Source organism: Streptomyces finlayi (assembly GCF_014216315.1).
Taxonomy (GTDB): Bacteria; Actinomycetota; Actinomycetes; order Streptomycetales; family Streptomycetaceae; genus Streptomyces; species Streptomyces finlayi_A.
In genome coordinates this window covers 486,299-509,814 of record NZ_CP045702.1, presented here as the reverse complement: position 1 = coordinate 509,814, position 23,516 = coordinate 486,299, and the positions used below count along the sequence as shown (strand labels likewise).

20 protein-coding genes, 1 tRNA gene and 3 pseudogenes are annotated in these 23,516 nt (G+C 70.5%); 15 read left to right on the top strand and 9 right to left on the bottom strand.

Annotation, left to right across the window (positions count from 1 at the left end; translation table 11 throughout):
- Positions 1 to 183 precede the first annotated feature (183 nt).
- Positions 184 to 1,629 carry a glyceraldehyde-3-phosphate dehydrogenase gene (locus F0344_RS02540; protein WP_185297205.1) on the top strand — a complete coding sequence of 482 codons (1,446 nt, stop codon included), beginning with the start codon at positions 184 to 186 and terminating at the stop codon, positions 1,627 to 1,629.
- 116 nt (positions 1,630 to 1,745) lie between these two features.
- On the opposite strand, the gene F0344_RS02535 is transcribed toward F0344_RS02540, so the two are convergent.
- Entirely contained in the window at positions 1,746 to 2,645 is a 900-nt protein-coding gene (locus F0344_RS02535; RefSeq protein WP_258049615.1) for a DUF2510 domain-containing protein, read from the bottom strand.
- 237 nt (positions 2,646 to 2,882) lie between these two features.
- Between F0344_RS02535 and F0344_RS02530 the strand changes: the two genes are divergently transcribed.
- The 4 genes from F0344_RS02530 to F0344_RS02515 all read left to right on the top strand — a co-directional run bounded on the left by F0344_RS02530 (position 2,883) and on the right by F0344_RS02515 (position 6,842).
- Positions 2,883 to 3,632, top strand: coding sequence for a FadR/GntR family transcriptional regulator (locus tag F0344_RS02530; protein ID WP_185297204.1), 750 nt, complete (start codon positions 2,883 to 2,885; stop codon positions 3,630 to 3,632).
- A gap of 269 nt (positions 3,633 to 3,901) precedes the next feature.
- Complete coding sequence (locus F0344_RS02525; protein ID WP_185297203.1) at positions 3,902 to 4,669, top strand: (Fe-S)-binding protein; 768 nt, start codon at positions 3,902 to 3,904, stop codon at positions 4,667 to 4,669.
- On the top strand, positions 4,666 to 6,201 hold the full coding sequence (locus tag F0344_RS02520) for a lactate utilization protein B (protein ID WP_185297202.1): 1,536 nt from the start codon (positions 4,666 to 4,668) through the stop codon (positions 6,199 to 6,201). The genes F0344_RS02525 and F0344_RS02520 overlap by 4 nt, the downstream gene beginning before the upstream one ends.
- Positions 6,198 to 6,842 carry a LutC/YkgG family protein gene (locus F0344_RS02515; protein ID WP_185297201.1) on the top strand — a complete coding sequence of 215 codons (645 nt, stop codon included), beginning with the start codon at positions 6,198 to 6,200 and terminating at the stop codon, positions 6,840 to 6,842. Before F0344_RS02520 ends, F0344_RS02515 begins: the two co-directional genes overlap by 4 nt.
- Here F0344_RS02515 and F0344_RS02510 read toward each other — a convergent pair.
- Positions 6,825 to 7,286, bottom strand: a pseudogene (locus tag F0344_RS02510) (DUF2264 domain-containing protein); the annotation flags it as partial. The gene F0344_RS02515 and the pseudogene F0344_RS02510 overlap by 18 nt on opposite strands.
- Positions 7,287 to 7,340: 54 nt before the next feature.
- Here F0344_RS02510 and F0344_RS02505 point away from each other — a divergent pair.
- Positions 7,341 to 8,114 (top strand): sulfite exporter TauE/SafE family protein, encoded by a 774-nt coding sequence (locus F0344_RS02505; protein WP_185297200.1) that lies wholly within the window; start codon positions 7,341 to 7,343, stop codon positions 8,112 to 8,114.
- Between the two features lie 30 nt (positions 8,115 to 8,144).
- Here F0344_RS02505 and F0344_RS02500 read toward each other — a convergent pair.
- Positions 8,145 to 9,674 (bottom strand): annotated as a pseudogene (locus tag F0344_RS02500) (amino acid permease).
- A 71-nt stretch (positions 9,675 to 9,745) separates the two neighbouring features.
- The gene (locus tag F0344_RS02495) at positions 9,746 to 10,753 is read right to left on the bottom strand and encodes a hypothetical protein (protein ID WP_185297199.1); all 1,008 of its coding nucleotides are present in this window, start codon (positions 10,751 to 10,753) and stop codon (positions 9,746 to 9,748) included.
- Positions 10,754 to 11,114: 361 nt separating this feature from the next.
- On the opposite strand from F0344_RS02495, the gene F0344_RS02490 reads away from it, so the two are divergent.
- The 3 genes and pseudogenes from F0344_RS02490 to F0344_RS02480 all read left to right on the top strand — a co-directional run bounded on the left by F0344_RS02490 (position 11,115) and on the right by F0344_RS02480 (position 15,253).
- Entirely contained in the window at positions 11,115 to 12,548 is a 1,434-nt protein-coding gene (locus F0344_RS02490) for an FGGY family carbohydrate kinase (protein WP_185297198.1), read from the top strand.
- A pseudogene (locus F0344_RS02485) lies at positions 12,545 to 13,997 on the top strand (NAD(P)/FAD-dependent oxidoreductase). The gene F0344_RS02490 and the pseudogene F0344_RS02485 overlap by 4 nt, the downstream one beginning before the upstream one ends.
- Positions 13,994 to 15,253, top strand: coding sequence for an NAD(P)/FAD-dependent oxidoreductase (locus F0344_RS02480; RefSeq protein WP_185297197.1), 1,260 nt, complete (start codon positions 13,994 to 13,996; stop codon positions 15,251 to 15,253). Before F0344_RS02485 ends, F0344_RS02480 begins: the two are co-directional and overlap by 4 nt.
- Here F0344_RS02480 and F0344_RS02475 read toward each other — a convergent pair.
- The gene (locus F0344_RS02475; protein ID WP_185303022.1) at positions 15,240 to 15,476 is read right to left on the bottom strand and encodes a TetR/AcrR family transcriptional regulator C-terminal domain-containing protein; all 237 of its coding nucleotides are present in this window, start codon (positions 15,474 to 15,476) and stop codon (positions 15,240 to 15,242) included. The genes F0344_RS02480 and F0344_RS02475 overlap by 14 nt on opposite strands.
- 21 nt (positions 15,477 to 15,497) lie before the next feature.
- On the opposite strand from F0344_RS02475, the gene F0344_RS02470 reads away from it, so the two are divergent.
- Positions 15,498 to 15,845: a hypothetical protein gene (locus F0344_RS02470; RefSeq protein ID WP_258049614.1), complete on the top strand. Its 348-nt coding sequence runs from the start codon at positions 15,498 to 15,500 to the stop codon at positions 15,843 to 15,845.
- A 27-nt stretch (positions 15,846 to 15,872) separates the two neighbouring features.
- Here F0344_RS02470 and F0344_RS36705 read toward each other — a convergent pair whose 3' ends face one another.
- Both F0344_RS36705 and F0344_RS02460 read right to left on the bottom strand, forming a co-directional pair.
- Entirely contained in the window at positions 15,873 to 16,358 is a 486-nt protein-coding gene (locus tag F0344_RS36705) for a hypothetical protein (protein WP_374940055.1), read from the bottom strand.
- Positions 16,271 to 16,756, bottom strand: a complete 486-nt coding sequence (locus tag F0344_RS02460; RefSeq protein WP_185297195.1) for a DUF309 domain-containing protein — start codon at positions 16,754 to 16,756, stop codon at positions 16,271 to 16,273. Before F0344_RS02460 ends, F0344_RS36705 begins: the two co-directional genes overlap by 88 nt.
- Before the next feature lie 110 nt (positions 16,757 to 16,866).
- On the opposite strand from F0344_RS02460, the gene F0344_RS02455 reads away from it, so the two are divergent.
- The 3 genes from F0344_RS02455 (at position 16,867) to F0344_RS02445 (ending at position 19,988) form a co-directional block, all read left to right on the top strand.
- Complete coding sequence (locus F0344_RS02455) at positions 16,867 to 19,518, top strand: ATP-binding protein (protein WP_185297194.1); 2,652 nt, start codon at positions 16,867 to 16,869, stop codon at positions 19,516 to 19,518.
- 50 nt (positions 19,519 to 19,568) lie between these two features.
- A tRNA-Pro gene (locus F0344_RS02450) sits at positions 19,569 to 19,642 on the top strand.
- A 199-nt stretch (positions 19,643 to 19,841) separates the two neighbouring features.
- A complete protein-coding gene (locus F0344_RS02445; RefSeq protein ID WP_185297193.1) occupies positions 19,842 to 19,988 on the top strand; it encodes a hypothetical protein in 147 nt (48 codons plus the stop codon).
- 95 nt (positions 19,989 to 20,083) lie between these two features.
- Here F0344_RS02445 and F0344_RS02440 read toward each other — a convergent pair whose 3' ends face one another.
- Complete coding sequence (locus tag F0344_RS02440) at positions 20,084 to 20,524, bottom strand: hypothetical protein (protein ID WP_185297192.1); 441 nt, start codon at positions 20,522 to 20,524, stop codon at positions 20,084 to 20,086.
- A gap of 595 nt (positions 20,525 to 21,119) precedes the next feature.
- Here F0344_RS02440 and F0344_RS02435 point away from each other — a divergent pair.
- A complete protein-coding gene (locus F0344_RS02435) occupies positions 21,120 to 22,742 on the top strand; it encodes a cellulase family glycosylhydrolase (protein WP_185297191.1) in 1,623 nt (540 codons plus the stop codon).
- Positions 22,743 to 22,835: 93 nt separating this feature from the next.
- Here the strand turns inward: F0344_RS02435 and F0344_RS35355 are convergent, their stop codons facing one another.
- A complete protein-coding gene (locus F0344_RS35355) occupies positions 22,836 to 22,985 on the bottom strand; it encodes an SHOCT domain-containing protein (protein WP_374940054.1) in 150 nt (49 codons plus the stop codon).
- Between the two features lie 57 nt (positions 22,986 to 23,042).
- Here F0344_RS35355 and F0344_RS02425 point away from each other — a divergent pair, with 57 nt between their 5' ends.
- Positions 23,043 to 23,456 carry a hypothetical protein gene (locus F0344_RS02425; protein WP_185303021.1) on the top strand — a complete coding sequence of 138 codons (414 nt, stop codon included), beginning with the start codon at positions 23,043 to 23,045 and terminating at the stop codon, positions 23,454 to 23,456.
- Positions 23,457 to 23,516 lie beyond the last annotated feature (60 nt).

The following is a 23,516-nucleotide window of genomic DNA, read 5'->3' as shown; positions in this document are numbered from 1 at the left end:
CGGTCAGGACCGCGCCGAGGTCTACGGGCATCCGCCGCAGCGGGCGCACAGCGCCGCTGTCGGTCCGAAGCGCCCACCGTGCCCGGCCCGCGCGTCGCATTCCGCTGGGGGTGGCACCCATTGAACGATCAAAATCGCATGGGGTTAGCATATGAGCGCCGCCTAGCTCGAAAGATGCAACCTGTGACTGTCAATGACGACTCGTTCACCAATTGGATGATCCGCGAAGAGATCGCGGAGTCGATGATCCCCGTCATCGGGAAGCTGCACAGGGAGCGGGACGTCACAGTCCTCCTCCACAGCCGCTCCCTGGTGAACAAGTCGGTGGTCAGCATCCTGAAGACCCACCGGTTCGCCCGCCAGATCGACGGCGAGGAGCTCTCGGTCACCGAGACGCTGCCGTTCCTCCAGGCCCTCACCACGCTGGATCTCGGTCCTTCGCAGATCGACATCGGCATGCTCGCCGTGACGTACAAGGCCGACGGCCGGGGTCTCTCGGTCGCGGAGTTCACCGCGGAGGCCGTCGCCGGCGCCACGGGGGCCAACAAGGCGGAGCGCCGTGAGGGGCGCGATGTCGTCCTTTACGGCTTCGGCCGCATCGGCCGTCTCGTCGCCCGGCTGCTCATCGAGAAGTCCGGTTCCGGCAACGGCCTGCGGCTGCGTGCCATCGTCGTCCGCAAGGGCGGCGCACAGGACATCGTCAAGCGCGCCTCGCTGCTGCGGCGCGACTCGATCCACGGCCAGTTCCAGGGCACGATCACCGTCGACGAGGCGAGCAGCACGATCATCGCCAACGGCAACGAGATCAAGGTGATCTACGCCAACGACCCGTCGGAGGTCGACTACACGGCGTACGGCATCAAGGACGCCATCCTGATCGACAACACCGGCAAGTGGCGTGACCGCGAGGGCCTGTCGAACCACCTGCGTCCCGGGATCGACAAGGTCGTCCTGACCGCTCCGGGCAAGGGCGACGTCCCCAACATCGTCCACGGTGTCAACCACGAAACGATCAAGCCGGACGAGCGGATCCTGTCCTGCGCGTCGTGCACGACGAACGCGATCGTACCGCCGCTGAAGGCGATGGCGGAAGAGTACGGCGTCCTGCGCGGTCACGTGGAGACGGTGCACTCGTTCACCAACGACCAGAACCTGCTGGACAATTACCACAGTTCCGACCGCCGTGGCCGTTCGGCGCCGCTCAACATGGTCATCACCGAGACGGGTGCCGCCGCCGCCGTGGCCAAGGCGCTGCCCGACCTCGACGCGCGGATCACCGGCAGCTCGATCCGCGTCCCGGTGCCGGACGTCTCGATTGCGATCCTGAGCCTGCGGCTCGGTCGCGAGACGACCCGCGAGGAGGTCCTCGACTACCTTCGTAACGTGTCGCTGACCTCGCCGCTGAAGCGTCAGATCGACTTCACCACCGCCCCCGACGCAGTGTCGAGCGACTTCATCGGGTCGCGGCACGCCTCGATCGTCGACGCCGGAGCGACCAAGGTCGAGGGCGACGACGCGATCCTCTACCTCTGGTACGACAACGAGTTCGGCTACTCGTGCCAGGTCATCCGGGTCGTCCAGCACGTCTCCGGTGTGGAGTACCCGACCTTCCCGGTTCCGGTCGTCTGATCAGGAACTCCTGCGGTAAAAACGCGTTGCACGAGAGGCCGTACCGGAGCGATCCGGTACGGCCTCTGTGCGTGTAAGGCCTCTGTGCGTGCCGAGCCGACGGTGCGCGGGCCTGACTAGGCGGTCTCGCCGGAGCCCGACCCCGGACCGGCGTTCTCAGCGGCCTTGATGCCCTTGGTTATGTCGTCAAGGACGAAGAGCTTCGGTGCCTTGTCGTTGATGTCGAAACCGGACCGGATGACGACCAGCTGATTCTTCGCGGTGGGCGAGGGGAAGGCCAGCGACTCGACGTATCCGTCGTCGCCCTTCTTCGTCACCACTTCCCAGCGCACCAGATAGCCCTTCCGGCCGGCCACGGTCACGGCCTCGGACTTGAGCGTCCGGTGCGAGGTGATCCCTTCGTAGATCTTCTCGCCGTACGACTCCTCGGCGTTGGCCGCGATGTCTTCCTTCGCCGCTTCCTCCGCCGTGGTCGCCTTCAGCTCCAGAGCGGCCGCCGGTGCGGAGAACACCCCGCCGCGTACGCACTTCTGCTCGGCGTCGCCGGGGCACGCGTGCTCGCCGGTGGTCAGCCCGGCGCCGACGACGCCCGACGTACCGGTCCAGCCATCGGGAACCGGGATGCTGATCCCGCTCGCCAAGTCCGTCGCGTACCCCTCTTCGGTCGGCGGGGCCTGCTGCTCGGGAGCCCGGCCGCCGCCCTCGCCGCCCTCGGGTGCACCGGGCTTGCCGGGCTTGGTGGAGGGTGTGCCGGAAGGGGGGGACGTGGCGGCGGCGCTCTCCGTCCGGTCGCCGGAGTCCTGCCCCAGCAGAAACGCCCCGCCTCCGACGGCGGCGAGCAGCACCACACCGGCGGCGATACCGGCGCCGACGCGCATCCGGCGCCGCCGGACCGTCGCGGGCGGCACGCGGAGCTGGTCCGTCCAGCGGCTCCCGTCCCACCAACGTTCCTGGGCGGGGCCGATTCCTGAATGCCCGGGATCTGGATGCCAGCCGGGCGGAGTCATCTGGGTCACGGTGAGCACATTAAACGGACAGAGTGAGAATCACATGAACTGGGGCCGGGGAGTGGCCAGGACGTGGGAGCGGCGGCGTGGCGGTCGGACCTGGAGCTCTTTGCGCTGAAGGGGTGTTCGCCCGGACTTCTCGGGTGATCTCCTGGCAGGCGCGGGGGACACGTCACGTTTGGTCCGACCACATCACCTGTGTGACATAGTCGGATCATGCGTATCGCCCGGACCAGGGAGTAGCGGATGCCCGTCGAGTGGCAACCCGTCAGGCAGTCCCGCACCCATGAACTCGTGCTGCGGAGCATCGAGGAGCGGGTCTTCGCGGGCGAGCTGAAAGCGGGGGACCGGCTGCCCCCCGAACGGGAACTGGCGCCGGTGCTCGGGGTCAGCCGTTCCGCGCTGCGTGAGGCGCTGCGGGTCCTGGAGACCATCGGCGTGCTGGTGGCCCAGCCCGGCCGGGGGCCGGACTCCGGGGCGCGGATCGTGCGCAACCCGGACGACGCGCTCGGCCGACTGCTGCGGCTTCACTTCGCGCTCGGCAGCTACAGCCTGCACGACGTACTGGAGGCCCGCGTCGTACTGGAGCGTTCCAGCTTCGAGGCCGCCGCGCGGAACGCCCCGGCCGACGACCTCGACGCCGCGGAGCAGCTGGTCCTGCGGATGGGGGAACCGGAGGTCGGCGTGCCCGAGTTCAACGATCTGGACACCCGCTTCCACGTCCTGATCGCCCGCAGCTCGGGCAACGAACTGACGTCCACGCTGACGTCGGCGGTGCGCGAGTCGGTGCGGCCGCTGATCCTGCGGGCGCTGGAAGAAGCCGAGGACTGGCCGGCGGCGGCTGCCGCTCTCAACGCCCATCACCTGGAACTACTGCGGCTGGTGCGCGAGGGACGTGGGGGCGAGGCGGCCGACCTGGTCGAGGAGCACATCCGCGGCCTCCACGGCACGCTCGTCGACGAGCCCTCCACGGAGCACAGGACCGGGCAGGGCTGAGCGGAACCGAGCAGGACAACAGGACCGAGCAGGACTGGACCGAGCATGACTGGACAGACCGGGCAGGACTGGGCAGACCGATCAGGACTGGGCGGAACCGGGCAGGGCACCGCAGGACTCGGCACCGGCCGAGCAGGCCCACGCCCGGCGGGCGGTACGCGAGCGGGGACGGTGCAGGACGGACCGTCCCCGCTTTCGCGTGCCCCGCGCTTCCTCATTCGGCCCGAGGCTAGTATGGTCCGACCATAAAAACGATCGGGGAGGCCCCCATGCGCATCGGACTCTTCGCCACCTGTCTGGGAGACACGCTCTTCCCCGAGGCGGTGAAATCAACCGCGGTCCTGCTTGCCCGTCTGGGCCACGACGTGGTGTTCCCGCCGGATCAGACCTGCTGCGGTCAGATGCACGTCAACACCGGCTACCAGCGCGAGCCCGTCCCGCTGGTGCGCAACTTCGCCGACCAGTTCGGCGACTCCTCGATCGAAGCGGTGGTGATGCCGTCCGGGTCGTGCGCCGGCTCGGTCCGCCATCAGCACGAGATCATCGCCGAGCGGTACGGTGACGCCTCGCTGCGTGCCGCAGTCGCCACCGTCAAGGCCAAGACGTACGAACTCTCCGAGTTCCTCGTCGACGTCCTCGACGTCTCCTCGGTCGGCGCCCACTTCCCGTACCGCGTCACCTACCACCCCACCTGCCACTCCCTGCGGATGCTCCGCGTCGGTGACAAGCCGCTGTGCCTGCTGCGTGCCGTCGACTCCATCGACCTCGTCGAGCTCCCCGAAGCGGACTCCTGCTGTGGCTTCGGCGGCACCTTCGCGCTCAAGAACGCCGAGACCTCCACCGCGATGCTCCAGGACAAGATGCGCCACATCGCGACCACCGGCGCCGACGTCTGTACCGCGGGCGACTCCTCCTGCCTGATGCACATCGGCGGCGGACTCTCCCGTATCAAGGCGGGCACGCGGACCCTTCACCTCGCGCAGATCCTCGCCTCCACCCGCACCTCGCCGTACGTCCTGACGGAGGCCGCCGCATGAGTACGTTCCTCGGCATGCCCGCCACCCCGCCCCGATCCCCGTACGGAACGGGCAACCTGCGCGGCGAGCGGACGTTCCCCGAGGCCGCCCACGGCGAACTGCGCAACGAACAGCTGCGCCGCAATCTGGGCAGGGCCACCCGCACCATCCGGGGCAAGCGCCTCCACGTCACCGGCGAACTCCCCGACTGGGAGGAACTGCGCGACGCGGGCGCCGCCATCAAGACCGACACCATGAACCGGCTGCCCGAGCTCCTGGAACAGCTGGAGCTCAAGGTCACCGAGCACGGCGGCACGGTCCACTGGGCACGGGACGGCGACGAGGCCAACGAGATCGTCGCCCGCCTGATCCAGGAGACCGGCAGCAGCGACGTCATCAAGGTCAAGTCGATGGCGACACAGGAGACCGGCCTCAACGAACACCTGGAATCGATCGGCATCACCCCGTACGAGACCGACCTGGCCGAGCTCATCGTGCAGCTCGCCCACGACAAGCCCTCACACATCCTGGTGCCGGCGATCCACCGCGACCGCGACGAGATCCGGCAGATCTTCCTCGACGAGATCCCGGGCGTCGACCCGGACCTCGACAACGTGCCCGCCCACCTCGCCGCGGCCGCCCGCGCCTATCTGCGCGAGAAGTTCATGACGACGAAGGTGGCTGTCTCCGGCGCCAACTTCGGTATCGCGGAGACCGGCACGCTGTCCGTGGTCGAGTCCGAGGGCAACGGCCGGATGTGCCTGACCCTGCCCGACACCCTCATCACCGTCATGGGCATCGAGAAGGTGCTGCCTCGCTTCCAGGACCTCGAGGTCTTCCTCCAGCTGCTGCCGCGATCCTCGACCGGCGAGCGCATGAACCCGTACACCTCGATGTGGACCGGTGTCACACCCGGCGACGGCCCGCAGGACTTCCACCTGATCCTCCTCGACAACGGGCGCACCGCCGCGCTCGCCGACAGGATCGGCCGTGAGGCGCTCAACTGCATCCGCTGCTCGGCCTGTCTCAACGTCTGTCCGGTGTACGAGAGGGCGGGCGGGCACGCGTACGGATCGACCTACCCCGGACCGATCGGTGCGGTCCTCACCCCGCAGCTCGCCGGGATGCACGCCACCGAGGACGACCCCAACAGTTCGCTCCCGTACGCCTCCAGCCTCTGCGGTGCCTGCTTCGACGCCTGCCCGGTGAAGATCGACATTCCCTCGATGCTCGTCGAACTGCGCCATCAGAACACCGAGCAGTCCGGTACGACGGCGGAGAAGCTCGCCATGAAGGCCGCCGCGGGGGTGATGAAGCGGCCGAAGCTGTTCAGGGCCGCTCAGAGGGCGTCGGGAGTCGGCCGGGCCGCCGCAGGCCGGGACGGCACGATCTCCCGTCTGCCGGCCCCCTTCAGGGGCTGGAGCGACAGCCGGGACACCCCGGCGCCGCCCAAGCAGACCTTCCGTTCCTGGCTGGCCTCCGAAGAGGGCGCCGCGACCATGCGCGCCGCCGCCGACGAGCACACCAAATCCTCCGGGGAGGAGGCCAAGTGACCACCCCTCAGGCGGGCGCCCGGGAGACCGTGCTCGGCCGCGTCCGCGACGCCCTCGCGCTTGCCCCCGTGCCCGAGATCACCATCCCGCGCGCCTACCGCACCGGACGCACCCTTCCCGACGACGAACGCCTCGCCCTGCTGACCCGCCGGCTCGTCGACTACAAGGCGCGGGTGCACACCTGCACCGCGGAGCGCACCGCCGACGTCGTCGCCGACGTGCTGCGTGAGCTCAACGCCCGGCGGACCGGTGTGCCGGACGGGCTCGACGAGGAGTGGCTCGGCCGCTACGACGGTGAGGTCCAGCAGGACTCCGCCGACATCCCCGCGCCGGGTCTCGACGCGCTGGACGCCGTGGTCACGGCCTCCGCCGTCAGTTGCGCCGAGACCGGCACGATCTTTCTCGACGGTTCGCCGGGCCAGGGCCGCCGTGCGCTCTCGCTCGTCCCCGACGTCCACGTGTGCGTCGTCGACCTGTCCACGGTCGAGGCCGGAGTCCCGGAAGCCGTCGCCCGGCTGGTGCCGGAACGGCCGACCACCCTGATCAGCGGACCGTCGGCCACCTCGGACATCGAGCTGGAGCGGGTCGAGGGTGTCCACGGCCCGCGCACGCTGGTGGTCGTGATCCGCACGGACGTGTAGCACGGCGTCCAGCCGGTCCCAGAGCCAGGGCCGGGTGAGCCGCAGCCCGATGGCGACGGACGCCGACTCCACCATCGGCTGCCCCTGTACGTGGTGGTCCAGGATCAGTGGCCAGGACTCGGTGTCGTCCCGGCCGGGCGTCAGCGTCCCCGCGGCGAGCCCGTCCGCGTACCGCTCGAGCCAGCCGTGCGGACCCCTGCCCTGCGCGCCGGCGACCCGGAAGCCGGCGGCGAGGAACGTACGGGCGTATCCCTCGAGCCCGTCGGAGCGGACCCCGGAAGAGGAGGGCCGGCCCGGAAGGTCAAGGAGGGCACGTCCGGGCGTGGCCCACCGCCAGGCCACGTCGAGCAGACCGTCGGCGGCGGCTTCCCAGTGCGCCCGGGTGTAACCGGTGTAAGGGCTTGTTCCACGGTCTTCGGCGGGGCGTGCAAACGGATGGCTCATCCGGAGGCGCGGCCTTTCCCACTCAGACCGGTGATGTCTACTATCTGATCCGGCATGGACACTCTCACCCTGTGGCAACTGGTCGCCCTCGCGGCGGCATCCACCCTCGTAGGCTTCTCCAAGACGGCCGTCAGCGGAGCCAACACGATCAGCCTCGCGGTCTTCGCAGCCGTGCTTCCGGCACGCGAGTCGACCGGGGTGCTGCTGCCGGTCCTCATCGCCGGTGATCTCCTCGCCGTGGCCGTCTACCGGCGCCACGCCCACTGGCCGACGCTGCTCCGGCTCTTCCCCGCCGTGGCCGTAGGTGTCGTGGCTGGAACGTTCTTCATGATGTGGGCCGGTGACGAGGCGGTACGCACCTCGATCGGCGCGATCCTGCTCTTCATGTCGGGCGTCACCATCTGGCGCCGGCGCACGACCGGGAACGGTATGCGTGCGCCGCAGGACGAGCAGGCCGGAAGCCTGTCGCGCGCCGCACGGCTCAAGGCCCGGAGTTACGGCGCCCTCGGTGGATTCACGACCATGGTCGCCAACGCGGGCGGCCCCGTCATGTCGCTCTACCTGCTCTCGGCCGGATTCCGCAAGCTCGGCTTCCTCGGCACGTCGGCCTGGTTCTTCCTGATCGTCAACGTGACCAAGGTGCCGTTCAGCGTGGGCCTCGGTCTCATCGACGCGCACTCGTTGCTGCTGGACGCCTGCATGGTGCTCTTCGTCGTTCCGGGCGCCTACATCGGCCGCAAGTGCGTGGACCGGATCAATCAGACGCTCTTCGAGCGGCTCGTCATCGGGGCCACCGTGCTGGGCGGGCTCCATCTGCTGCTGCGCTGAGGAACCCGCCCGACGGATGCGGTCCCCTGGTCAGACGATGCCCTCGGCGATCTCCGCCTGCTCACGGGCGTTCCCGTACGCCTTCGGAGTGCCGTACGAACGACGGGCGACGAACCACCACACGGTCGCCAGGACCAGCACGGTGACGAGGGCGATCGACGCGTAGTTCATCGACTCGAGCGTCACCGGAGCGGACTGCGGCAGCAGGAACAGCACGGAGACGATACCGACCCAGACCACGGCGATCCAGCCGATCGGCTTGGACCAGCGGCCCAGATGCCACGGTCCGCGCTCGAAACGGTCCCCGGCCCGCAGCTTCAGATAGATGGGGATGGCGTAGGCGGGTGTGATGCCGATGACGTTGATCGCCGTCACCGCCCCGTACGCGGTGGCGGAGTACAGCGAAGGCACCGCGAGAAGCGCGGCGACACAGACGGACAGCCACACGGCGGGGACGGGCGTCTGCGTGCGGGCGCTCACCTTGCGCCACAGGGCCGAGCCCGGCAGCGCGTTGTCACGGCTGAACGCGAAGACCATCCGGCTGGCGGCGGCGACTTCGGCGTTCCCGCAGAACAGCTGGGCGGCGATGACGATGAGCAGCATGGCCGTGGCGCCCGCTGTGCCGAGTGCGTCGATGAGGATCTGCGCGGGCGGCACACCCGTCGCACTGTTCTGCGTACCCGCGTAGTCCTGGATGGCGAAAGTCAGACCGGCGAGCAGGACGAAACCGGCCACCCAGGACACCCAGATCGCCCGGACGATGCCCTTGGCCGCCGTGACGGAGGCGTTGGACGTCTCCTCGGACAGGTGGGCGGAGGCGTCGTACCCACTGAAGGTGTACTGGGCCAGCAACAGCCCGATCGCCGCCACGTAGAGCGGGTTCTCCCAGCCGGTGCCGTTGACGAACTCGGTGAAGACGAACGACGGCGACTGGTGGTTCGACGGCACGATCGCCAGCACGCTCACGATCACGGCGACACCCCCGAGGTGCCACCACACGCTGATCGAGTTGAGCACACTCACGAGGCGTACCCCGAACAGGTTCAGTACGGCGTGCAGCAACAGGATGCAGAGGAAGATGACCATGGTCGAGCCGGGTGTCGGATCAAAACCCCACTGGAGGTTGAGCAGCGCCCCCGTGAACAGGGCGGCGCCGTAGTCGATTCCGGCGATCGCGCCCAGCAGACCGAGCAGATTCAGCCAGCCGGTGTACCAGCCCCACTTACGGCCGCCGAGCCGGTCGGCCATGTAGTACAGCGCCCCGGAGGTCGGGTACGCGCTGGTGACCTAGGCCAGCGCCATGCCGACGCACAGGACGAACAGCCCGACACCGACCCAGCCCCAGAGCATCACGGCCGGACCGCCCGTGGACATGCCGAAGCCGTACAGGGTCATGCAGCCGGACAGGATCGAGATGACGGAGAAACTGATCGCGAAGTTGCCGAAGCCGCCCATACGACGCGCCAGAACGGGTTGGTATCCCAGTTCCCGCAGCCGCTGTTCTTCGTCCTTCGGGGGTTCCGCCGGGGTGCCGGACCGGGTCTGGGCGGGTATGGACATGAGGAAATCCTCCGGTGGGGGACTGTTGGTGATGTGACGTGCGCAAAACTGCCGTGCGGCCCGCCCGCGCCTCAGCCGTGCGGGCCGCGGGCGGGAGTACAGGCCGCGGTGAGACATCTGCTGCGGGCCCGCAGGAACACCTCCTCCGCCCCCGCGGGGTCGTCGGGCGTCCGGGTGCGGTACGCCCAGGGGACCGAGGTGTAGTACGGACCGAGAGCCCGGAACACCGGGGCGGCGTCGGTGAACTGGAGTGAACCCCAGAGCGCGTGCGCCAGGTGGTTGAGGTCGAGGAGCGACCGGGCGGCGGGCTCCGTGCGGTGGAACCAGCGATGCAGTGCCCGCTGCGCGTCCCGTTCGCCGTCCTCGGTGACCCAGTGGAGGTCGAGCGCCTTCTCGTGGCCGTGCTCGCGGCGGTAGCGCTCCACCCTCACGTACAGCGGAAGGACGTGGAGCGGGGAGCCGTCGGGCGCCGAAGAGGCCGCCCACTGGGCGAAGTCGACCGCCTCCGACAGGGTCCCGCCGGCCCGGCGCGCGTACACGAACTGGAGCATCCGGTGGTACGTCTCGCGGTTGTACGGATCACGCTTGTCCGCCTCGGCGAGCAGACCCCAGGGGCCGGGGAAGAGCATCGGCCCCGGCGGCGGCAGACGGTGTTCCTGCAGCCGCTGCCGTTCGTCGAGCTGGGCGAGGGCGAGCAGGCAGATCCACGGCACGGGGTCCGGGGGAGTGGCATGCGCGGCGGACCGGCAGCCCTCCCACGCCTCCTGCCACAACTCGCGCGCCCTGGAGTGTCCTTCCCGGTGGGCGCGTACCGCACGCTCCACGAGGACCCGGGCGTGCATGATGATGGCGGCGACACTCAGCGGCTCCTCGGCCTGCCAGGCATCGACGGCATCGGAGCCTGCGGCCGCGGTCGCGAGCACCTGGGTCCGCTGGGTCCACAGCGCCCAGTCCGGCGTGCTCTCCAGCAGATCGCGCATCGAGAGCCAGCGTCCGGTCCGCAGCTCCTGCAACGCCCCGCGCAGACCGTGATCGTGGCCGGCGGGGTGATAGACCGGTCGGAACTCAGCGGGGGCCATCGGCTCGCCCCGCCCCGGTACGGCCTGACGAGGCGAGGCGATGCGCCGGGCGCCGCGGTAAGGGGCATGCTCTGGTCGTCATAGGTCCTCAAGGCGTGGGGGGTCGGCCTGGCTCCGGACAGCGCACTGCCCGGGGCGTCCGCTTGTTGGTCGGAGACGAGCATGGAGAATCTCGCGCGCTCCCCGGGGCGGACTTCCGGATCTTAAGGGGTTCGGCGGCCAAGTCGCCCGACACCCACGGAAGTTGCCGAAGATCAGGGGTCGTTCGCTCCAGGGTTGACGTGAGCCGTGGTCTGCACAATTCTGTGTGGGCACGGCCAGTGATCACGATTGCGGCGGATTGCGTACGACTGGAGTGGTGATGACAGGCCCGGTGCTCGCCGTCGATCAGGGGACCTCCGGCACCAAGGCCCTGGTGATCTGCCCGGAGCGTGGCGTGATCGGTTCCGGTTCGGCTCCCGTACGGCCCCGCTACGGAGCCGGCGGAGTGGTCGAGGCGGACCCCGCGGAGCTGCTCGGCTCGGTCCTCGACGCGGGCCGCCAGGCGCTGCACGAGGCCGCCGAGCCGGTCTTTGCCGTGGGCCTCGCCAATCAGGGCGAAACCGTCCTCGCCTGGGATCCCGCCACCGGCCGCCCGCTCACCGAAGCCCTCGTCTGGCAGGACCGGCGGGCCCACGTGGTCTGCGACGAACTGGCGCCCCGCGGAGCTGAGTTACGCCACCTCACCGGCCTGCCGCTCGACCCCTACTTCGCCGCTCCGAAGATGGCCTGGATACGGCGCGAGCTGACCCGCGAAGGAGTCGTCACCACCAGCGACTCCTGGCTCGTCCACCAATTGACAGGAGCCTTCGTCACGGACGCGTCCACCGCCGGACGCACCCAGCTCCTCGACCTGGACCGGGTCGACTGGTCGCCCACCGCACTGGAGATCTTCGGCCTCACCGGTGAACGGCTCCCGACCGTCGTCGACGCCGACGGGCAGGTCGGCACCACGACCGCCTTCGGGGCCGACATCCCCCTCACCGGTCTCCTCGTCGACCAGCAGGCCGCCCTCCTCGCCCAGCACGCCCTGGAGCCGGGCACCGCCAAATGCACGTACGGCACCGGGGTCTTTCTCCTCGCCCAGACCGGGCAGGCCCCGCGCCGTGGCACCTCCGGCCTGGTCAGCTGCGTCGCCTGGCGGCTCGCCGGCCGTACGAGCTACTGCCTCGACGGACAGATCTACACCGCCGCCTCGGCCGTGCGCTGGCTCACCGGTCTCGGAGTGATCGCGGGCGCGGCGGACCTCGACCCGGTCGGCCTGTCCGTACCCGATGCCGGTGGCGTCACGTTCGTACCCGCGCTCGCGGGTCTCGCCGCCCCCTGGTGGCGCGGCGACCTGCGCGGCTCGGTGACCGGCCTCGGCCTGGACACCACCGCCGGCCATCTCGTGCGCGCCCTGTGCGAGGGCATCGCGGCACAGGTCGCCGAACTCGCCGACGCCGCCGCCACCGACCTCGGCTCCCCCCTGTCGGTGCTGCGAGTCGACGGCGGCCTCACCCGCTCGGCACTGCTCATGCAGACCCAGGCCGATCTGCTGCAACGACCTGTCGAAGTGTCCGGCCGACCGGATGTCACCGCGCTCGGCGCGGGAGCCGTCGCCCGCCTCGGCCTCGATCCCGGCCTGTCGGTCGCGGACGCACTGCCGGTGTGGGAACCATCGGCGCTCTACGAACCCCGGATCGGCGCGGACGAGGCGGCGGCACGCCGTGCCCGGTTCCGCGCGGCGGTGAACACGCTGCTGGAGCACTCATGACGGCCAAAACCGCCGGGGACGGCGCGTACGAGGTCACGATCACCCGGGCCGGAGAGCCGACCGGGTCCGGTGGGGCCGACGAGCCGTACGACGTCACCGTCATCGGCGCGGGAGTCGTCGGCGCGGCCATCGCCCGCGAACTGGCCCGCTACCGGCTGCGCATCGCGCTCGTCGAGGCCTCCCACGACATCGGCAACGGCACGTCCAAGGCCAACACCGCCATCCTGCACACCGGTTTCGACGCCGTCCCCGACTCGCTGGAAGCCCGGCTCGTCCGGGAGGGCCGGCGCCTGCTGACCACCTACGCGGCGGAGACCGGTATCCCCGTCGAACGCGTCGGCGCCCTCCTCATCGCCTGGGACCAAGAGCAACTGGTCCAGCTTCCGGCGCTGTTGGCGAAGGCCGAACGCAATGGGTACCACGCGGCGCGCATGCTCGGAACCGAGGATCTGGCGGCACGCGAACCCCATCTCGGGCCGGGTGCGCTGGGGGCACTGGAGATCCCCGACGAGAGCATCATCTGCCCCTGGTCGACACCGCTCGCCTACGCCACACAGGCTGTGAGGGCCGGTGTCCACCTGCACCTCGACTGCCGTGTGCGGCACGTGGCGGACGAAGACGGCACCCATCGCCTCACCACCTCACGGGGCATCCTGCGCACCCGTCATCTGGTCAACGCGGCCGGACTGTACGCCGACGAGATCGACCGGCACTTCGGGTACGACGACTTCACCGTGACCCCGCGCCGCGGCGAGCTCCTCGTCTTCGACAAGCTCGGCCGCGATCTGGTCGGCCACATCCTCCTGCCCGTGCCCACCGCCGCGGGAAAGGGCGTCCTGGTGGCGCCGACCGTCTTCGGCAACGTGCTGCTCGGCCCGACCTCCGAGGAGATCGACGACAAGAGCGCCACCGATTCCACCGTGGACGGCATCGGCCTCCTCCGGGAGAAGGGCCGCCGAATCCTGCCCGCCCTGCTCGACGAGGAGGTGACCGCCGTCTACGCCGGACTGCGGGCCGCCACCGGAAGCGAGGACTACCGGATTCAGGACCATCCGGCCCGCCGGTACGTCACCGTCGGCGGCATCCGCTCCACCGGCCTCACGGCCTCCATGGCGATCGGCGCGCATGTCACCGGACTCCTCGCCGAGTCAGGGCTCGAACTCGGCACACCGCGCGAACTCCCTCCGGTCACCCTGCCCAACCTGGGCGAAGCCTTCCCCCCGCCCGTACCGGAGCGCAGAGCTGATCGCCGCGGACCCCGCGTACGGCACCCTCGTCTGCCACTGCGAACAGGTCACCCTGGGCGAGATCCGCGACGCCCTGTGCTCCACGATCCCACCCGGCTCCCCGGACGGCCTCCGCCGCCGCACCCGCGCGGGGAACGGCCGCTGCCAGGGCTTCACCTGCGGGCCGGCGGTCCGCGCACTGTACGAGGAGGCCCGGCCGTGACCCGGCTCGAACGGTCCGTGGACGTACTCGTCGTCGGCGGCGGGCCCGCGGGCCTCGCCGCGGCTGCCGAACTCGCAGCCTCGGGCGCCGGTCACGTCGAGGTCCTGGAACGCGAGCGGGAAGCGGGCGGGATGCCCCGCCACTGCCACCGCGGCGGATTCGGCGGCCGTGACACGGGAGGAGGCGCGGCGACCGGTCCGAGAGGCGCAACGTCCGGTCCCGCGTTCGCCCGCGCGTGTGCGGCGGCGGCGACCGGGGCCGGAGCCATCCTGCGTACCCACGTCAGCGTCACCGGCTGGGACGGTCCCCTCACCGTCGAGACCACGGGTCGCACAGGGCTCGAACGGATCACCGCACGCGCTCTCGTCCTCGCCACCGGCGCCCGCGAGCGCCCCCGCAGCGCCCGTCTGATCCCCGGCAGCCGCCCGGCCGGCATCTACACGACGGGCGAACTCCAACGGGCCGTCCACCTCCACGGACAGCACATCGGCACCCGCGCGGTCGTCATCGGCAACGAACCCGTCGGCCACGCCGCGGCTGACACCCTGCGTGCCGCCGGTCTGGAGGTCGTCGCCATGGTGACCGACCAGCCCCCGCCCCCGCTGCCCGCCCTCGTCCGCGAACGCGCCGGATTCCCGCTTCTCACGGGCGCGACCGTCACGGGCCTGACCGGCAGGCCCCGGCTCTCGGGAGTGGAGCTGCGCCACGCCGACGGCCGCACCACGACCCTGCGGTGCGACACCGTCGTGTTCACCGGCGACTTCGTACCCGAACACGAACTGGCCAGGCGTGGCGGGCTGGTACTCGACCAGGGCACGCGAGGCCCCGCGTACGACACGGGATTCCGCACCTCCCGGGACGGCGTCTTCGCCGTCGGCAACCTGCTGCACGCCGCGGAGAGCGCGGGTCTCGCCGCGGCCGAAGGCCGTGCCGCCGCTGTGCCCGTACTGCGCTTCCTGGCAGGCCGGGACCGGCCCGACGGACGCACGGTGTCCCTGGAGGCAGACGCCCCGCTCCTCTGGGCCGCGCCGAACCGCATCCGTCCGGACGCGGCTCTCCCCCTTGGTGGCCGCTTCATCCTGCGTACCGGGCGTCGTCTGCCTCGGCCACATCTCGTCGTCAGCCAGAACGGCCGCGAACTGCACCGGCAACGACTCCTGCTGCCCGTCCTGCCTGGCCGTCCGTTCCACCTGGGCGCGGGGTGGCTGGAACGCATCGACCCGCAGGGTGAGCCCGTGCACGTCACCGCGCTCTGAGGGACCTCTCCAGCCCGTCGAGAATCAGGTCGAGCCCGGGCGCGAACTCGTTCGCGTACGCGTAACCCGGCCGCAGCGCGTGGTCCGTGATCATCTCGGTGAGATGGGGATACGTGCCGGCGGGCAGCTGCTCGATGATCGACTCCGCCACGTCCTCCAGATCCTGGGGCGAGTCGAAGGGCAGGCTCGACTCCTGCAGAGGGTGTTCTCCTGCGGCTGGCACATCACCCGCGACGGCAAGGACGTGTACTCACTGAAACTCCGCGCCTTCCCCAAGGTCTTCGGCCCCGTGGCGCGACTCCTCCGCATCGGGGACATCGACGACCAGGTGGAGGCGTGCCGCCGGGTGTTCGCCAGCGAGACCCTCTGGACGGTCGTACGAGGAAGCAACCTCGAAGAGGGACCGAGCCAGGGCCTGCCGGTCTGGAGCCGGCGGGTGGGCGACCCCGTCCTCGCAGGCAACCTCACGCGTCGGATCGACTTCGCCCTGTTCATGGTGGAGGCCCTCACCGACGTCGAACTCGTGTGCGAGGCCCCGGCGATCGTCGGCTGCCGGACGTCTTCAGCCCGCACGCACACCCCGTCACGGTGAGTTGACACCCGCTCCAGGAGGGCGGGCTCAGGGAATCAGCAGCCAGTCCGCGCCCACCGCCGCCACCAGCCCGGTGCCCAGGAGCCAGGTGGCCAGGCGGGTGCGGCCGTTTCTGCTGAGTTCGATCACGATTCCGCAGAGGATGAGCGCCAGGCCGTACACGCCGACGACCAGGACGGAGGACCGGCTCGCGATGCGCAGGGCCAGGACCACGGCCATGGCCGCCATGCCCGCAGAAGAGAGGGCGATACGCAGATGGCGAGCCTGACGGGGAGTCAGTCTGTTGTCGGCGGAGACCCGTTCGGATATCGGTGCGTCCGTGTCCGTGCCCTGGTCACGCTCTTCGTGCTGGTCCCCGTCAGAAGTGCTCATGACGACGGATCGTAATCGCTCACCGGTTCGCCCGGGGACGGCACCGGGCAGGTCTACGGGCGGAGCCGGGGTGCCTCCACCGCGGCGTCCACCGCCTTCCGGCTCCGCGCCTCCACCCGGTCGGCCAGCTCCTCGGCCCACGTGATCAGGGCGCCGATGCCCAGGCCGTGCGGACGTGGCTCCAGGTAGGCGGAGATCGCGGCCGCTCCGCGGCGCAGCAGCCGGGCCCCGCCCGACGCGTTGCCCCGGGCGCAGTGGGTGAGGCCCACGGCGAGCTGGGCCAGGCCGCGCCACAACTCGCGTTCCGCGTCAGGACCCGATTTCCAGGCGTCCTCGAACACCTCGTGCGCGTGGAACGGCATGCCCGCGTCCAGCAGCCGCTGTGCCTCCCGCACCGTTTCCCCGGGCGTGCGCACCACGCCCTCGGGCTGCCGTTCAACGCCCGGCGCCCCGTAGGGCAGGGGGCGCCCCAGCCCGTCCCGGGGGCGTGCGCTGCGCGCCCGGCCTTCGGAATCGCGGTCCCTACGAGTCTCGTCCACGGTCCAATTGTGCCTCGCACCTGCGAGGAACTCCTCAGAACCCTGTCCGCGAGGCACTCCGCCCGACTAGTCTCGGCAGTCGTCATTGCCGGACTTTGGGAAGGGTGGGCATGAAGCCGTCCCGGCCGTTGTACGAGCGCGAGCCGGAACTCGCCGCTGCCGCACAAGCCGTGGACGCCCTGTGCGGCGCCCAGGCATCAGGTGGGCTGCTGGTGTTCAGTGGTGAGGCGGGCATCGGCAAGACAGCCCTGCTCGCCGAGGTCCGCAACATCGCCGCCGGCCGGTGCACCGTCTGGTCCGCACGAGGCGGCGAGACCGTCACCTCCGTACCGTTCCACGTCGTACGCCAACTGCTGCAGCCCGCGCTGGACCAGTTCCCCGAGGACGAGAGGCGCGCCCTGTTCGGCGACTGGTACGAGATCACCGCACCCGCGCTCGGCCTCGCCGAGCCGACCGGACCCCAGCCCGACCCGCAGGGTGTCCGCGACGGCCTCGACTATGTCGTCGGCCGGCTCGCCTCCCGGCTCAGCCACCGGCCGCTGCTGCTCATGGTGGACGACGCGCACTGGGCCGACGGCGAATCCCTCGCCTGGCTCGCCTCGTTCACCGCGCGCCTGAGTGAACTGCCGGTCCTCGTCGTCCAGGCCCACCGTCCGCAGGAGCTGGCCGAGCGCAACGCCTCCCTCACCGCCGCGCAAACCGAGCCCACGGGGTACAACGGGCTCGTCCGGGTCGCCCTGCGCGCGCTCACCCCGGACGCCACGGCCGAACTCGTCCGCGCCGGACTCGGTGAGCACGCCGACGACCCCTTCTGCCGCGAGGTGTGGGCCGTCACCGGTGGCAACCCGTACGAGGCCGTCGAACTCGTCGCCAAGGCCCAGGACCGTGAGCTGCCACCGGTCGAGGAATCGGCGGGCCTGCTGCGCGAGCTGGGTGCCTCCGCGCGCGGCAGCGGGCTCGTGGCGCGGCTGGAAAGGCTGGGCACCAACGCCAACCGCTTCGCCTGGGCCGCCGCCGTCCTCGGCACCGACATCTCCCAGGAGGTGGCCGCGACCCTCGCCGGAATGAGCTCGGCGGAAGCCGCGGACTGCACGGCACGGCTGCGCGACGCCCGTATCGTCAGCGGCTTCGATCCGCTGGAGTTCGTCCATCCGCTGATCGCGACCGCCGTGTACCGCTCCATTCCGCCGGCCACGCGCACCGCCTTCCACGGCAGGGCCGCCTGGGCGATCACCCGGGCCGGTCTCGGCGCCGCCGCGGCCTCCCGCCACCTCCTCGAAGTGCACCCGGACGACGATCAGGAACTGGTCGCGCAGCTCCGCGAAGCCGCGGGCCAGCACCTTGCCGTCGGTGCACCCGAAGCGGCCAGGCGCTGCCTCGAACGGGCGCTGGAGGAGCCGCCGCGTCCCCAGGACAAGGCGGCGTTGCTGTACGAGCTGGGCTGCGCCACGCTGCTCAGCTCGCCGCCCACCACGGTGCGGCACCTGCGCTCGGCCCTCGACATGCCGGGGCTCGGCGACGATCTGCGGATCGACGCCACGTTCCGGATCGCGGCAGCGCTCGCCCACAACAACCAGCTCAAGGAGGCGGCGATCTCCCTCGCCGCCGAGGCGTCCCGTACCGCCCCGGGCCCTGGTCTGATGCGACTGCAGGCCGGGCACTTCCTGTGGGAGGGAATGCAGGCCGTCGAGGACGACGGGCCCGCCCGCTCGCGCAGGCTCTCCCGCAACGCGGACCATCTCACCGGCCGGGACAACGCCGAACGGGCCCTGCTGATCCTGCGCGCCTTCGACGCCATGCTCCGTGGCGAGAACGCGCAGCTCGTCATCGACCTGTGCGAACGAGCCCTCATCGACGGACACCCGACGCGCGGCCTCGGCTGGACCGACACGGAGTGGGGGTTCGAACTCCCCACCCTGGTCGGCATCACCTACGCGTTCACGGACGAGCTCGACCGTGCGGAAGAACTGTTCGGCGAAGCCGTGCGGGCCTTCGAGATCTCCGGCTGGAGCGGTGCGCACCTCGCCTTCGCGCACACACTCCTCGGGCTCGTCCACCGCCGGCGCGGGCGTCTCGCGGAGGCCGAGGGCTTCCTGCGCGAGGGACTGCGCCTCGCCGACCGTGTCGGCAGCGGGCTGCCCGTCCACTGGGACGCGGCCTGTCTGCTCATCGACACGCTGGTGGCGCGCGGCCGGATATCCGAGGCCCGGCTGGTCGCCGACCGGTACGACTTCGCCGCGCCGTACCCGAGTGCCATGGTGCTGCCCGACGGCCCGTGCGTCCGCGGCCGGCTGCTGCTCGCCGAAGGCCGTCTGAAGGAGGCCATCGCCGAACTCGAAGCCGCGGGGGCGGCGATGGAGGCGCGCGAACGCTTCAACGTCGTGTGGGCGCCCTGGGCCTGCGATCTGGCCCGTGCCCTGGTCGACGTGGACCCTGCGCGCGGCGCCCGGCTCGCCGCCGGTGCACGCGTCCATGCCGAGCGGTTCGGGACGGACACCGCGATCGGCGAGGCGCTGCGCTGCGTGGCCCTCTTCGCACCGGCGGAGGAGGCGGAGCACCTGCTGGCCGAAGCGGTCCGCCATCTGGAGGCGAACCCGACGACGTCCGCGTACGAGCACGCGCTGGCCCGGTTCGACTACGGGCTCGCGATCCGTTCGCCCCGGGAACTGGCCAGAGCCCAGAAGATGGCCATGTCCTGCGGAGCGGAAGGCCTCGAGACCCGCGCCCAGCAGGCACGGGCGTCGTTGCGGTCCTCGGAGTGAGGTAATGTTTCTCATGCGCGGCCACCCGGGGCAACCGGGAGGAAACGCATCGGGACGTGGCGCAGCTTGGTAGCGCACTTGACTGGGGGTCAAGGGGTCGCAGGTTCAAATCCTGTCGTCCCGACTGGAGACAGTCGCAGATCAGGGCCGGTTTCGGAGAAATCCGAAACCGGCCCTTGGTCTTTTCGGGACCAGTTGGGAACCGGCTTCCTCTGACCGTTGTCAGCGGGTGAGCGCGACAACAGCGTCGCGTTGGGCGCGCTTGGGGCCACCCGACCTGGCGCACCAGCCACGCTCCGGCGCCCAGCACCCAGGGCAAGCCCATGTGGATCTTCCCGCGCGGCAGCCACGGCGGCGGGCCCTGCCCGGCCAACCGCGACGACACCGGCTGGTCCGCCACTCACACGGTCAGCGGTGTCGGCCCGCCCGACGCCCCTGCCGCAGCCTCCCACGACGGCGACGGAGAGTGACCGCAGCGTCGGACAGCGAGCTGCGCCCGTGCCTGGACGGGTCGACGTGGGGCCGACGGTTCAGCGAGAGGCGAGTGGGCGCCGGTGATCCCCGGTCAGCGCCGGCCGGCGGTCAGGATGACGAGGAACTGGCCGCCGCCCGCCTCGATGCCGGCGGTGATCGGCAGCCCCGGTACCAGTCGGGAGAACCGGTCCACCAGCCAGTCCGCCGCCTCTTGGGCATCCCGCCTGGTCGGACAACGGCCCACCATCTCGCGGCCCGCCTTGCGCTCCAGCCTCCCGGCAACGGTGATCAGCGGCGCGGGTTCGACCACGTACAGGCGCTCCGGCCAGGCGATGACCACCTTGACCGCGCCCTTGCGGGAGTTGCACCCGCGGTGCGCCAGCCGCTCGGCGACCTTGGTCTTCCGGTCGGCGGTCCGGCTGTCGACGCTGGGCCCTCGCGGGTCGTTCACCGACTCGTCGGGATCGACCGGTTCGTCACATACCCAGCACAGCCAGCCGTCGCGCTCGGCCACATCATCAAGGAGACTCACCCGAGCAAACTAGCCTGCCCGGCCACCATCCCGCGCACCAGGGCCCGGCAAAGTCCTGTCGCCGCCACGTAGGAGCCCCGCACGTCCACGCCTTCGGTGCTGATCGCCTGGGAAACGGCGCTCAGACCGGTGCCGGCGCCGCCGGAGCCGCGGCGGCTGGGCCGTCCCCGTCCGGTGGTGCGGCCCGGGTGCCGGTTCTCCGGCCGTAACCCGGGTCGCCGGCCCCTGTCGACACCGGCGCGCACAGCTGAACGACATCGTGACTTAACCGGTTCGGCTCCAAGTGTTGTGTGGCTCGTGAGAAGCCCATAATCTCTTTCTCAGCCGCCAGGCCGATCATTCAACCAGCTCTTCAGTCAGCCCACTTGAGTGTGAATGCGCGCAGCTATCGGTCGGGCGGGCGCTCTTCCCGATGCTCGGCGTGAGCCGCATTCCATGGCTGAACAGGCCGAACAGCGGGAATCAACCCGGCTCTTGTCTCATTCGGACAAGGTCTTCTCCGCGGGTGCCGGGGAGTACAGCACCCTCCATACAGGAAATGCCCGCACGCCCGCGCCTTCGGTCCGGCCGTGCGCGCACCGAGTTGGGAGCAGGGATGAGAAAGAAGCTGGCCACCGCGGCGGGAGCGCTGCTGGCCGTCGCCGCCTCGATGTTCGCCGCCCCACCCGCCGCGCAGGCCGTGGAAGCGGCTGCGGGGTTCCATGTCAGTGCCGGCAGGCTGCTGGACGCGAACGGCAACGACTTCGTCCTCAGGGGCGTGAACCACGCCCACGCCTGGTATCCGGGGCGTACCGAGCGGGCGCTGGCCGACGTCAAGGCGCTGGGCGCCAACTCCGTCCGTGTCGTGCTGAGTACGGGCGACCGCTGGACGAAGAACGGCGCGGCCGACGTCAAGGCCGTCGTCGCGCAGTGCCGGGCGAACCGACTGATCTGCGTCCTGGAAGCCCACGACACCACGGGCTACGGCGAGCAGGACGGAGCGGTCTCCCTGGACCGGGCGGTCGACTACTGGGTGGATGTCCAGGAGGCGGTGAAGGGGCAGGAGAAGTACGTCATCCTGAACCTCGGGAACGAGCCGCACGGAAACTCCGGATATGCCGCCTGGACCGCCGACACCTCGCGTGCGATCGGGCGCATGCGTACCGCCGGATTCGAGCACACGCTCATGGCGGACGCACCGAACTGGGGCCAGGACTGGTCGTTCACCATGCGCGACAACGCGCCGAGTGTGTTCGCCGCGGACCCGAGGCGGAACACCGTCTTCTCCATTCACATGTACGGCGTCTTCGACGCCGCGCCCGAAGTCAGCGATTACCTGAACCGGTTCGTGTCGCGCGGCCTGCCCATCGTCGTGGGCGAGTTCGGTGACGCGCACTCCGACGGCAATCCGGACGAGGACGCGATCCTCGCCACCACCGAACAGCTCGGTCTCGGCTACCTCGGATGGTCCTGGAGCGGCAACGGCGGCGGCGTCGAATACCTCGACATGGCCACCGGCTTCGACGCGAGCCGGCTGTCCCCCTGGGGCCAGCGCGTCTTCAACGGTTCCGACGGCATCAAGCAGACCTCTGACGAGGCGAGCGTCTTCGGGGCGGCCACCGGAGACACCCAGGCACCCACAGCGCCCGGTGCCCCGTCCGCGTCCGACGTGACGTCCGACAGCGTCCGCCTCAGCTGGGCAGCGGCTACGGACAACACCGGTGTCACGGCCTACGACGTCGTACGGGTGGACGGCACCCAGGAGTCCCGCGTCACCACCACGACCACCACGAACGCCGGTCTCAGTGGCCTGGCCTCCGCCACCGGCCACACCTTCGCCGTGTACGCGCGTGACGCGGCCGGCAACCGCTCCCCGCGCTCCGCGTCTGTGCGTGTCACCACCCAAGCGGGACCCGCCACCGGGAAGTGCGCGGTCACCTACCGCCTCAGTGACTGGGGCCACGTGTTCAACGCCGACGTCACCATCCGCAACACCGGAACGGAAGCGATCAAGGGCTGGCGGCTCGACTTCGCCTTCCCGGGGAGCCAGACGCTCACCTCTTCCTGGAACGCGAAGGTCGTCCAGGACGGCAGGCAGCTGCGCGCGACGAACGAGTCGTGGACCGAGACCATCCCCGCCGGTGGCACGGTGAGCTTCGGGATGAGCGGCTCCTCCACGGGTGCGAACGGTGTTCCGGCCGCGTTCAGCCTCAACAGCGCTCTCTGCGCGAACGGTTGACCCCGCAGGTTCCGGCGGGGGTCGCGAGGCGCCCGTACAGCGAGAGGCCGTACCGGATCACACCCGGCACGGCCCCTCGTCGTACGGAAGGGGTCAGACGAGCAGCTTCGCCTTCGCCTTCTCGTACTCCTCCGGAGTCAGGTCACCCTTGTCCTTGAGCTGGGCGAGCCTCGCCAGGTCCGTCACATGGCTGGTGCCGCCCTCGCCCTCGCTGCCGGCGGCCTGCCGTGCACGACCGCCCACGATGCCTTCGGTGCTCTCACTCGTCTCTGTCCGCCGCCGGCCGATCCGCCACCCGCGGTGGACTGGGCGCGGGCCGAACGCAGCGTCGATACGGCTCTGCCCGCCGACTACAAGCGGCTCGTCGAAGCGTACGGCGACGGCGTCTTCGACGAGACGGTCTGGCTGCTCGTACCGGGCTCCGCCTACACCAAGTGCGATCTGCGCGCGCAGGCGACGGAACGGTACGGGGTTCTGGAGGGACTCCGGGAGGTGGGGGCTCGCATCCTGCCGTGGGGATGCGAGGAGGGTTCGGGGGCCTTCCTCTACTGGCTGGTGCGGCCCGGTCAGCACCCCGACGAGTGGACCGTGCTCTACAACGAGGGGCAGGGCCCGCTGCGGGAGCACCATGACGTGGGGTGCCTCGACTTCCTGTCGGCGGTGCTCACGGGGACGGCGAACACGGTGTGCTCGGCTACTTCTACGAAGTGCTGAAGCCGACGGAGCACCGCTTCGCGACGGCCGCCCAGTTCCTCGGAGCGCCCAGGTCCTGAC